The following is a 10,157-nucleotide window of genomic DNA, read 5'->3' on the forward strand; positions in this document are numbered from 1 at the left end:
CGCGTGAAGCACACGCCGCTTGTCTCCGTACGGGGACGGCGGCTTTTTGCGTTCATTTTATTTTTTGGAGGATGGTTAATATGGTTAAGAGACATGAGGATATTCAAGGAGGCAAAACCCCAGGCAAGGGTGGGGGGAAACCAGTTGGCAGGATTGGCGGCAATACGGGCGGTAGGGTTAGTGGCAATACAGGTGATAGGATTGGAGGCAGTACGGATGACAGGATTGGCGGCAATACGGGCGGTAGGGTTAGTGGCAATACAGGTGATAGGATTGGAGGCAGTAGGGATGACAGGATTGGCGGCAATACGGGCGGCACGTTGAGCGGCAATACAGGAGTCAATCTAAGCAGCCATGCAAGCGGGACTTCCGTCGCCAATCCGTCGTCAATCGTCGCGGCTTTTATCGAGCGGCAGAGGAGTTCCGCAAAAGGTCAGCGCCTGGAGATGCTGAATCGGGACTTAAGCGGCACGATCAAACTGTTGACCGATATCTTGCTGCCTGTGTTCGGGACGCTTGAGGGCTTCCATCTGGAGTATGAGATTGTGAGCGCGACCGGGGTCAAACTATATGCCGACATCTACTACGAGCCGCTCGGTCTCGTGTTCGAGTGCGACGGCTACGTGCCGCATGTGGAGCTGATGACGCGGGACCGTTTCTCCTTCGAACGCATGCGCATGCGTTCGTTTGCGCTGATCGGGTACAAGTATGTGCCTTTCAGCCGGGACGAGATGGACAAGAAACCGGAGATGTGCAAGAGGGCGGTATATGAGCTGTTGGGACGTTATGGAAGTGGTGGAGACCAACTATTAGGTTTGCCGGTATATATGCGTGAAGTGGTGAGGAATGCCGCTTCAGGCGCAAGTTTTACCCAGAGAGAAGCTCGCGAATGGCTGCTGTTGCAGCAGGATAAGACTCGCAGCGTTTTGCGGGATATGTTAAAGGAAGGCTGGATCGAATTGGTTGGAGGCAGCGAAAAGCGAAATCATCATTACCGATTAGGTGTAAAGGGACGGGGGTTGCTTGGGGGCAACGTACTAATTAAACGATAAGCGAGATACACCGATAGAATCGTGTAACAGAGGCATTTTGAGGCTGCAGAGGCGGAGATACACGATAGAATCGTGTAACGGAGGCGTTTTGGGGCTGCGGATGCGGAGATACACGATAGAATCGTGTAACGGAGGCGTTTGGGGACTGCGGACGCGGAGATACACGATAGAATCGTGTAACGGAGGCATTTTGGGGCTGCGGATGCGGAGATACACGATAGAATCGTGTAACGGAGGCGTTTGGGGACTGCGGACGCGGAGATACACGATAGAATCGTGTAACGGAGGCATTTTGGGGCTGCGGATGCGGAGCTACACGATAGAATCGTGTAACGGAGGCGTTTTGGGGCTGCGGATGCGGAGATACACGATAGAATCGTGTAACGGAGGCGTTTTGGGGCTGCGGACGCGGAGATACACGATAGAATCGTGTAACGGAGGCATTTTGGGGCTGCGGATGCGGAGATACACGATAGAATCGTGTAACGGAACCTTTCTGAGCGAACGTTTTGTCAGACTTGGGCGGCCCGCTGTCCTCGACAAGTCATAGTCAAAACTTAACACACATCTTCGCCCGAAAACGCCGGCGTTCGCCTTTCCCCCCGCAGCGATTTCCTGTAGACTAGGGGTAAACGCCGTGGAGGAACGCATGATCGCATTTTCGGATATGTATGCTGCTTGGCGGCACGTATTCAAGCTGGACCCGGACCGGGAGATCCCGGACGAGGCGCTGGAGCTGATATGCCTGTCCGGCACGGACGCTATAATAGTCGGCGGGTCGAGCGGCATCACCTACGACAACACGGTGGAGCTGCTGGCGCGAATCCGCCGCTTCGAGGTGCCCTGCGCGCTGGAGCTGACCGGTGCGGACAGCGCCGTGCCCGGGTTCGACGGGTACTTCGTGCCGATGGTGCTGAACGCCGGAAGCACGGAGTGGCTGGTCGGCCGACAAGCCGAGGCGCTGGCGGAGTATGGCGCGTTCATGCCGTGGGAGCTCACCGCAGGTCAGGCATACCTCATCCTGAACGGCGAGTGCACGGCGGCGACAGTTACCGAGGCCAGGACGCAGCTCGAATCGGACGAAGTCGTCGCTTACAGCCAGCTGGCCGATCGGCTCTGGCGAGCGCCCGTGCTGTACATGGAGTATAGCGGCATGTTCGGCGATATGGCGCTGGTTCGGCGGGTGCGCGACAGTCTGCAGCAGGCGAGACTGTTCTACGGCGGCGGCATCGCCACGCCCGAGCAGGCGAGAGCGGCGGCGGAGTCGGCGCATACGATCGTCGTCGGAAATGTGATTTACAGCGATCTGCGAGCGGCGCTCGCGACGGTCGGCGCGGTCAAGCGTGCGGCCTGTGCGGGAGGCGGCGTCTAGCGCAGAAGCCTCCAGAAGGCGCCATGCCCGGATGTTCGATCCTGACGCATAGCCCTCCGGAAGCTTGATTCTGACGCAGAATCTGTCTTATGAAGAGACGCAGGATCCGGATGGTCCGATGTCGAGTGCGATGCGCGTGTGATTCCTCCGTCCACCCTCTTTAAGCTACAAAAGCAAAGGAGCGTTATCATCATGTTTTTTGAACCGGCGCAACCGTTGTCCGAGACGACGATGTTCAATATCGATGAAGCCGTGAACCGGCTGAATCCCAAGCAGCGCGAAGCGGCCGTCGCCACGGATGGCCCGCTGCTCATCATGGCCGGCGCAGGCAGCGGCAAGACGCGCGTGCTCACGCACCGCATCGCCTATCTGATCGCCAAGCGCATCGCCGCACCGTGGAGCATCCTTGCCATCACCTTTACCAACAAGGCGGCCCGCGAGATGCAGGACCGGGTGTCCAAGCTGATCGGCGCGAGCGGGCGGGACGTATGGGTGAGCACGTTTCACTCGATGAGCGTGCGTATTCTGCGGCGGGATATCGAGCGGATCGGGTTCGGCTCCAACTTCAGCATCCTCGATTCTGCGGACCAGCTGTCCGTCATCCGGGGCGTCATGAAGGAGCAGAACATCGACACCAAGAAGTTCGAGCCCAAAGCCGTGCAGGCGATGATCAGCGGCGCGAAGAACGAGCTGCTGTCCCCCGAGCAATACGAGGCGCGCGCGGGCGACTACTTCCAGACGCTCGCAGCCAAGGTGTACACGCAGTACCAGCGCCGTCTGAAGGCGAACAACTCGCTCGACTTCGACGATCTCATTTTGCTCACGATCCAGTTGTTCCGCGAAGTGCCCGAAGTGCTCGAGTTTTATCAGAACAAGTTCCGCTACATTCACGTGGACGAGTACCAGGATACGAACAAGGCCCAGTACATGATCTGCAAAATGCTGGCCGCGAAGCATCACAATATCTGCGTCGTCGGCGACAGCGACCAGTCGATCTACCGCTGGCGGGGCGCGGACATCACGAATATTCTCAACTTCGAGGCCGACTATCCCGAAGCGCGCACGATTTTGCTGGAGCAGAACTATCGCTCGACTTCCAACATTCTCGAGGCTGCCAACCAGGTCATCAAAAACAACATGGGCCGCAAAGCCAAAAACCTGTGGACGGACAGCGCGGGCGGGGACAAGATTACGGTGTACCAGGGCGACTCCGAGCATGGGGAAGGCTACTTCGTAGCGAACGAGATTCGCAAAAATAGGCAGAACGGCCGCCGCTTCGACCATCACGCGATTTTGTACCGTACGAACGCCATGTCCCGGGTGATGGAGGAAATTCTGATCAAGTCGGAGATTCCGTATCAGATCGTGGGCGGCACCAAGTTCTACGATCGCAAGGAAATCAAGGACATCCTCGCCTACTTGCGCCTGATCTCGAATCCGGACGACGACATCAGCCTGAACCGCATCGTCAACGTGCCCAAGCGCGCGCTCGGCGATACGACGATGGGCAAGGTGCAGGAGGAGGCGCAGCGCCAGGGCATCTCCATCTACAAGCTGATCAGCCAAGGCGAAGGTCTGCTCGGCGACGGGCTCTACCATCTCGATATCCAGGCCCGGGCCAAGGCGGCGCTCTCCGAGTTCAGCGCACTGATCGCGAATCTGACCGCGATGGTCGAATATTTGTCCGTGACCGAGCTTACGGAGAAGATGCTGGAGCTATCCGGTTACCGGATGGAGCTGCAGCGAGAGAATACGATCGAATCCCAGGCTCGTCTGGAAAATATCGAAGAGTTCCTCTCCGTCACGCAGGAGTTCGAGAACCGCAACGAGGACAAGTCGCTCGTCGCCTTCCTGACCGATCTGGCGCTGATCGCGGACATCGATTCGATGGGCGACGAGGAAGGCAAAGAAAAAGGCGACGCCGTCGTGCTCATGACGATGCACAGCGCCAAGGGACTGGAGTTCCCTGTCGTGTTCATCGTCGGCATGGAGGAGGGAATCTTCCCCGGCAGCCGGGCGTTCATGGACAACGACGAGATGGAGGAGGAGCGGCGGCTCGCCTACGTCGGCATCACGCGCGCGGAGAAGAAGCTGTATCTCACCTGCGCGCAGAGCCGCCTGCTCTACGGACGCACGGCTGCGAATGCGCCGTCGCGCTTCCTGGGCGAGATCCCGGATAGTCTGAAGGAGGCACCCGAGATGCCGGGCGGCCGCATCGGCGGCTCGTACGGCGGTTTCGGATCGCGGCTTGGCGGCGGCGGGCGCGGGCCGGGGGCGGGCGGCGGCTTCGGCGGCGGCGCATCCGCGGGCTTCGGCGCCCGGCCGCAGGCGGGTGGCTTGGGCGGCAGCGCGGGCGGGTTCGGCGCTCGGCCGCAAACCGGCGGCGCCTTCGGGGCCCGCCCGGCGGCGGGCTCGGCGCCGGCCAGCTACGGCGTCGGCTCGCGACCGGCCGCGGCTCCCCAGCCTGCGGCCGGCGGAGGCCAAGGGCTGTCCGTCGCCGCCGGCGACAAGGTGCAGCACGCCAAGTGGGGCGTGGGCACGGTTGTCGCCGTGAAGGGGAGCGGCAACGATACGGAGCTGCAGATCGCTTTCCCCGCGCCCGTGGGAGTTAAGCGCCTGCTCGCGGCGTTCGCGCCCGTGACCAAGATCTAACGGGCATTGCGGCCTGCGGCGGGAGGGTAACTGCAGATTTACAGCTATTATCGGATTCAATCTCCCGCTTGCAGGCAACAATTGCATACATGCGGCCAATTGTCCGCCCGGCGTGATTCCTGCGCTGTCCCGCCAACCGGATTCAAGCCGCGGCTCCGCCCGACAGTTTGCGCCGACAACAAAAAAAGCCGCCGCACCTTATGCGGCGCAGCGGCTTTTCCTTTTACATAAAACTTAGTGATAGCCCGGCAGATGCGTGTCCGGATCTTTCAGGGCATTGAGAATGTCCATATGGATGAGATGCCTGCGCGTCTCCTCCGTGCCGATCCTGAACACCATGCGGTAAATGCCCAGTATCTGCTCGTTATACTTGACCGTCGACGGATCGTGATCCGCAGACTTGTAAGGAATCATGGCCCGCAGGTGCATGACGTTGTCGTTCTGCGCACGCTTGGCGAACAGCGCCATCAGCTGATCGATCTCACTGGCCGTCGCGAGTACGGACAGCTGGTCGGTCGTATGGTCCTCATCTCTGGTGACCGTGCCCGCAGAGACGGACACGTAGTAGATCTCCTTGACAGGCGACTCGCGCCTTTCCTGCGTATCGCTATATCGATCCGTTTGGTTATCCATATTTAGCCCTCCCGTATATTGCGGTTGTTCCTTTTTTACACGATAATCGGGACGCTTGAATCAAACATGCTTCACCATCCCCCCGGCGCGCCGGGCAAACAAGAGAGGCCGATGACCATGACGGAGCCGCTGCAGCGGATGAGACAGCTCGTGGACGAGCTGAATGTTCACGTCCGCCGCTACTATACCGAGGACAATCCCTCGATCAGCGATCGCGAGTACGATCTGCTGTACGACGAACTGGTGCTGTTGGAAAAGGAGACGGGAACCGTACTCCCGGATTCGCCGACGCATCGAGTGGGCGGGGAGATACTGAAGGGCTTCGAGCCTCATCGCCATATGGCCAGACTGTGGAGCCTGGACAAGGCGCAGGACGTAGAGGACCTCCAGGCGTGGGCGCAGCGCGTGGCCAAGCTGGTCGCGGACTACAATACGCGCAACCCGGAGACGCCGCTGCCGCCGCCGGAGTATGTCATCGAGCAGAAGTTCGACGGACTGACGCTGAATCTGACCTATGCGAACGGCGAGCTCGTCCAGGCCGCGACGCGCGGCAACGGCGTCGTCGGCGAGGGCATTCTCGCGCAGGTGAAGACAATCCGCTCGATCCCGCTGTCTATACCGTACCAAGGCGGGCCGATCGAGATCCAGGGCGAGGGCATCATGCGTCTGTCCGTGCTGGAGAACTACAATCGTACGGCGGCCGAGCCGCTCAAGAACGCCCGCAACGGCGCCGCAGGCGCGCTCCGCAACCTCAATCCGGCCGTCACCGCTTCGCGGAAGCTGGACGCTTTCTTTTATAATGTCGGCTACTCGGAGGCGTCGGGCGTCTCCTTCACGAATCATCGCGAGATACTCGCCTTCCTGCGGGACAACGGACTGCCCGTCAACGCCTTCGAGCGATATTACGACAATATCGAGGAAGTTGCGGAGGAGCTGAACGCCATCGTCGTGTTCCGGCACGAGCTGGACTATCTGATCGACGGGGCCGTCGTCAAGGTGACCGATCTGCGCACGCGCGAGGCGCTCGGGTACACGGACAAGTTCCCGCGCTGGGCGGTCGCCTTCAAGTTCGAAGCCGAGGAGACGACGACGGTGCTGGAGTCCGTCTCCTGGGAAGTCGGCCGCACCGGCAAGGTGACGCCGCTCGCACGGGTCGAGGCCGTCGAGCTGGCCGGCGTGACCGTGCAGAACTGCACGCTGAACAATATCGGCGACATCGCGCGCAAAAACCTGACGCATGCGCTCGGCACACGCGTCTTCATCCGCCGCTCCAACGACGTCATTCCCGAGATTCTCGGCAAGGCGGACGAGGAGCCGGGGCTGGAGATCGCCGTACCGGAGGTCTGCCCGGCATGCGGGACGCCGCTGGAGCTGCGCGGGGCGCATCTGTTCTGTCCGAACCGGCTCGGCTGCCGGCCGCAGATCGTAGGCAGGATCACGCACTTCGCCTCGCGCGACTGCATGGACATCGAGACGTTCAGCGGCAAGACGGCCGGACAGCTGCTGGCGGCGCTGGACGTGCGCGATCCCGCGGACCTGTACGAGCTGCAGTTCGACGACCTGGTCAAGCTGGAGCGCTTCGGGGAAAAGAAGGCGAACAACCTGCTGGCCTCCGTCGAGAAGTCCAAGACACGCGAGCTGGCCGCCTTCCTGAACGCGCTCGGCATTCCGAACACGGGCAAGGCGACCGCGCGCACGCTCGCCGACCACTACGGCGACCTCGACCGGCTGATGGCGGCCGAGGCCGAGGAGCTGGTCACGCTGCCCGACATCGGCGGCATCGTGGCCGAGAGCATCGCGGGCTTCTTCCGCGACCCGCTCATGCAGCAGAGCATCGCCCGCATGCGCGCCGCGGGCGTGAAGGCCGAGTCCGACCGTCCTGCGGCGCAGGTGGCGGATGCGAGTCATCCGCTGTTCGGCAAGACGGTCGTCCTCACCGGCACGCTCAGCCTGCTCACGCGCGACGAGGCGTCGAGGCGGCTGGAGACGCTCGGTGCCAAGGTGTCCGGCAGCGTCTCCAAGAAGACCGATCTCGTCATCGCCGGCGAGAGCGCGGGCAGCAAGCTGACCAAGGCGCGCGATCTCGGCGTCCCTGTGCTGGAGGATGAGCGGGAGCTGTTGAAGCTGCTGGGTTTGGAGATGCCCGACGTTTAACTTTGCGATTGCTTCCATTGCTGTGCATGGCCCTTCCGATGAATGCGGGAGGGCCTTTTTAGTGTCATTGGCCTCTTTAAAGCGACACACTTGTCATTTTTTGTGCGAAGGGAGCGCCAGCCATGTCCCCGAAGGTAACGAGCGAGCATCGCGAGGGAAAACGAAAAGAAATTTTGGACGCCGCCATGCGGGTGTTCATACGGCAAGGCTATCAGGCGACTACGATGAAGGATGTCGTGGAGGAGAGCGGCCTTAGCGGGGCGGCGTATATTTGTACTCCGCGAGCACGGAGGGGATGCTGCTTGCGAAGATCGAGGAGATCGACCGCGCCAACGACCGCCAGGTCGGCGAGCTGCTGTCGCAGCATCCGACCGTATGGGCGGCGCTGGAGTCGTTGTTCGACCATCTGCAGGACGAACTGATTCCTGTGAGCGAAGGGATGATCCCCGTTCTGTACGAGACGAGGATGGCGGGCTGGCGCAAAAAAAATACGGGGACCTGATGCAGACCCGCTACAGGCAGGCGGCGGAGCGAACCGTGCAGATGCTGCAGGCAGGCGTGAAGCGGGGACAGTTCGAGCCGCTCGTCCCGCTCGATACGGCGGCACGCATGTTCATCTCGCTCAAGGGCGGCATCATGGCCGACGCCGCGCAGTTCGGAGCCGACGGCGCGCGCACGGACGCTCAGATCGTCGCTTTCAAGGAAACGTTCAAGCATCTGCTCGGCCTTCGGGAAGCAGGGGTGGGAGAATGAGAGAGCTTATCCGCAACCGCAGCTTCGTGCGCCTGTTTCTGGCGACGATCACCTCGCAGTTCGGCTCCGTGGGACTACTCGAAGCGACCGATGTGTGGGTATATCTCGCTTTTGTTTTTCTCGTCGGATTCGCGATGGCGCCCGTCAATATCGCGTTGGGCGGATGGCTGCCGTCGCTGATCGAGAGCCGCCAGCTGGGACGCGTGTCCGCCTTGTACGATCCGCTGCTGATGGCGGGACAGGCAGCGGCGCTGGCATGGTGGCTTGGCTGTATCCCGGTGCGGGCGGCTTGCGCGAGATCTATGGCGCGTTGTTCGTTATTCTACTGCTCGCCTTCGTATTCTACGGGCTGACGCTGCCTAGATTTAGCCGTCGTCTGAAGTCGGGCGAGGCAGTAGAGTGAACTAAGGCCGCTTTCTTCCGATAAATTCGGAGGATGGCGGCCTTTTCCTAATTATGAATGTTTGATGCGGCGTCTTGCGAGGAACTGCTTGTATTGAAAGTAAAGCGTGCAGCCGACGCAATAGCCGAGCAGTGCGGCTCCGGCTGCGGCAAGCAGCATAGCGGTGAATGCGTATCCCGCGACGGTCCAGCCCAGCGAGAAGCTGATAGCCGCCAGACTCAGGAAAATGACCGCGAGCGCATTGTTGAAGCGGGCCAGCTCCTGGGCCTGCGTTTCTTTGCCGGCGACCGAGAGCCAGGGCTTTGCCAGTCTTATGAACACATTATACTTGCCCTGCGTGGCAAGCCCGACGACCTGGATCGCCCACAGGGCGGTCAATAGCCAGAGCGGCGCGAACCAAAAGGACAACAGAACCACAACAACGATACCGCTCTGGTTCGATTTAATATAGGGCATAGGTACCTCACGCATGAACGTGCCCTCCTTAATGAATTCAGATATTTTAAAACCAACTTAATCTATGGGGATTTATTAGTCAATCGTGTTTTTAGAATACAAGTATTTACAGTTGATTTTCTCGCCGCGGCTTGATATATTAGTACTCGCCCCTTCGAGGGGACAGGCCGTAGCGAGGCTGAGGCAAACAACTTCTTCAAAAGAATTTGTTGACAAGCCCGGACGAACCTGATAAAGTTAACTGCTGTTGGCTCGAAGAACTTGAGGGTTCGAAGGTCGGCGATAGTGAACAAGATTGCTCCTTGAAAACTGAACATCGAGCGTTAAAACAAACGGACGCTGAAGCCTTTCGGGGTGGAAGCAAAAGTTATACCAGCAATGAAATGAGCAAGTCGAACTACCCTGGTGCGTTTGACTGTCGTCGTTTCTAACGAAACGTCTTTCGTCAAAAGCACTTTTATGGAGAGTTTGATCCTGGCTCAGGACGAACGCTGGCGGCGTGCCTAATACATGCAAGTCGAGCGGATCTTGTTTGGGAGCTTGCTCTCGAACTTGGTTAGCGGCGGACGGGTGAGTAACACGTAGGCAACCTGCCCTTCAGACTGGGATAACATTCGGAAACGAATGCTAAGACCGGATAGGCAGCGAGGTCGCATGACCTTGCTGAGAAACACGGAGCAAT

At 59.9% G+C, this 10,157-nt stretch carries 9 protein-coding genes, 1 rRNA gene and 1 pseudogene; 9 read left to right on the forward strand and 2 right to left on the reverse strand.

Features of this window, described 5'->3' with window-relative positions; all coding sequences use genetic code 11:
• Positions 1 to 80 precede the first annotated feature (80 nt).
• From VQ071_RS08300 to pcrA, 3 genes are all read left to right on the forward strand, one after another.
• Positions 81 to 1,052: a hypothetical protein gene (locus VQ071_RS08300; protein ID WP_340513444.1), complete on the forward strand. Its 972-nt coding sequence runs from the start codon at positions 81 to 83 to the stop codon at positions 1,050 to 1,052.
• A gap of 649 nt (positions 1,053 to 1,701) precedes the next feature.
• Positions 1,702 to 2,424 carry a heptaprenylglyceryl phosphate synthase gene (locus VQ071_RS08305; protein ID WP_340513445.1) on the forward strand — a complete coding sequence of 241 codons (723 nt, stop codon included), beginning with the start codon at positions 1,702 to 1,704 and terminating at the stop codon, positions 2,422 to 2,424.
• A gap of 192 nt (positions 2,425 to 2,616) precedes the next feature.
• On the forward strand, positions 2,617 to 5,076 hold the full coding sequence (gene pcrA / locus VQ071_RS08310; RefSeq protein ID WP_445293267.1) for a DNA helicase PcrA: 2,460 nt from the start codon (positions 2,617 to 2,619) through the stop codon (positions 5,074 to 5,076).
• 234 nt (positions 5,077 to 5,310) lie between these two features.
• On the opposite strand, the gene VQ071_RS08315 is transcribed toward pcrA, so the two are convergent.
• A complete protein-coding gene (locus VQ071_RS08315) occupies positions 5,311 to 5,709 on the reverse strand; it encodes a hypothetical protein (protein WP_340513446.1) in 399 nt (132 codons plus the stop codon).
• A gap of 117 nt (positions 5,710 to 5,826) precedes the next feature.
• On the opposite strand from VQ071_RS08315, the gene ligA reads away from it, so the two are divergent.
• The 5 genes and pseudogenes from ligA (at position 5,827) to VQ071_RS08335 (ending at position 8,969) form a co-directional block, all read left to right on the forward strand.
• Complete coding sequence (ligA, locus tag VQ071_RS08320; RefSeq protein WP_445293268.1) at positions 5,827 to 7,863, forward strand: NAD-dependent DNA ligase LigA; 2,037 nt, start codon at positions 5,827 to 5,829, stop codon at positions 7,861 to 7,863.
• A 122-nt stretch (positions 7,864 to 7,985) separates the two neighbouring features.
• Positions 7,986 to 8,117, forward strand: a pseudogene (locus VQ071_RS29280) (helix-turn-helix domain-containing protein); the annotation flags it as partial.
• Positions 8,118 to 8,134: 17 nt separating this feature from the next.
• A complete protein-coding gene (locus VQ071_RS08325) occupies positions 8,135 to 8,365 on the forward strand; it encodes a hypothetical protein (protein WP_340513448.1) in 231 nt (76 codons plus the stop codon).
• Positions 8,365 to 8,616, forward strand: a complete 252-nt coding sequence (locus tag VQ071_RS08330; protein ID WP_340513449.1) for a hypothetical protein — start codon at positions 8,365 to 8,367, stop codon at positions 8,614 to 8,616. Before VQ071_RS08325 ends, VQ071_RS08330 begins: the two co-directional genes overlap by 1 nt.
• Positions 8,613 to 8,969, forward strand: a complete 357-nt coding sequence (locus VQ071_RS08335) for a hypothetical protein (RefSeq protein WP_340513450.1) — start codon at positions 8,613 to 8,615, stop codon at positions 8,967 to 8,969. Before VQ071_RS08330 ends, VQ071_RS08335 begins: the two co-directional genes overlap by 4 nt.
• A 101-nt stretch (positions 8,970 to 9,070) precedes the next feature.
• On the opposite strand, the gene VQ071_RS08340 is transcribed toward VQ071_RS08335, so the two are convergent.
• Positions 9,071 to 9,490: a DUF4395 domain-containing protein gene (locus VQ071_RS08340; protein WP_340513452.1), complete on the reverse strand. Its 420-nt coding sequence runs from the start codon at positions 9,488 to 9,490 to the stop codon at positions 9,071 to 9,073.
• Between the two features lie 441 nt (positions 9,491 to 9,931).
• Between VQ071_RS08340 and VQ071_RS08345 the strand changes: the two genes are divergently transcribed.
• Positions 9,932 to 10,157, forward strand: a 16S ribosomal RNA gene (locus VQ071_RS08345); the annotation flags it as partial.

This window comes from Cohnella sp. 56 (assembly GCF_037963805.1).
Taxonomy (GTDB): domain Bacteria; phylum Bacillota; class Bacilli; order Paenibacillales; family Paenibacillaceae; genus Cohnella.

Coding starts and splice junctions, on each gene's coding strand:
- ligA (WP_445293268.1), top strand. CDS start 5,827: ATGACGGAGCCGCTGCAGCGGATGAGACAGCTCGTGGACGAGCTGAAT.
- VQ071_RS08340 (WP_340513452.1), bottom strand. CDS start 9,490: ATGCGTGAGGTACCTATGCCCTATATTAAATCGAACCAGAGCGGTATC.
- VQ071_RS08330 (WP_340513449.1), top strand. CDS start 8,365: ATGCAGACCCGCTACAGGCAGGCGGCGGAGCGAACCGTGCAGATGCTG.
- pcrA (WP_445293267.1), top strand. CDS start 2,617: ATGTTTTTTGAACCGGCGCAACCGTTGTCCGAGACGACGATGTTCAAT.
- VQ071_RS08315 (WP_340513446.1), bottom strand. CDS start 5,709: ATGGATAACCAAACGGATCGATATAGCGATACGCAGGAAAGGCGCGAG.
- VQ071_RS08300 (WP_340513444.1), top strand. CDS start 81: ATGGTTAAGAGACATGAGGATATTCAAGGAGGCAAAACCCCAGGCAAG.
- VQ071_RS08305 (WP_340513445.1), top strand. CDS start 1,702: ATGATCGCATTTTCGGATATGTATGCTGCTTGGCGGCACGTATTCAAG.
- VQ071_RS08335 (WP_340513450.1), top strand. CDS start 8,613: ATGAGAGAGCTTATCCGCAACCGCAGCTTCGTGCGCCTGTTTCTGGCG.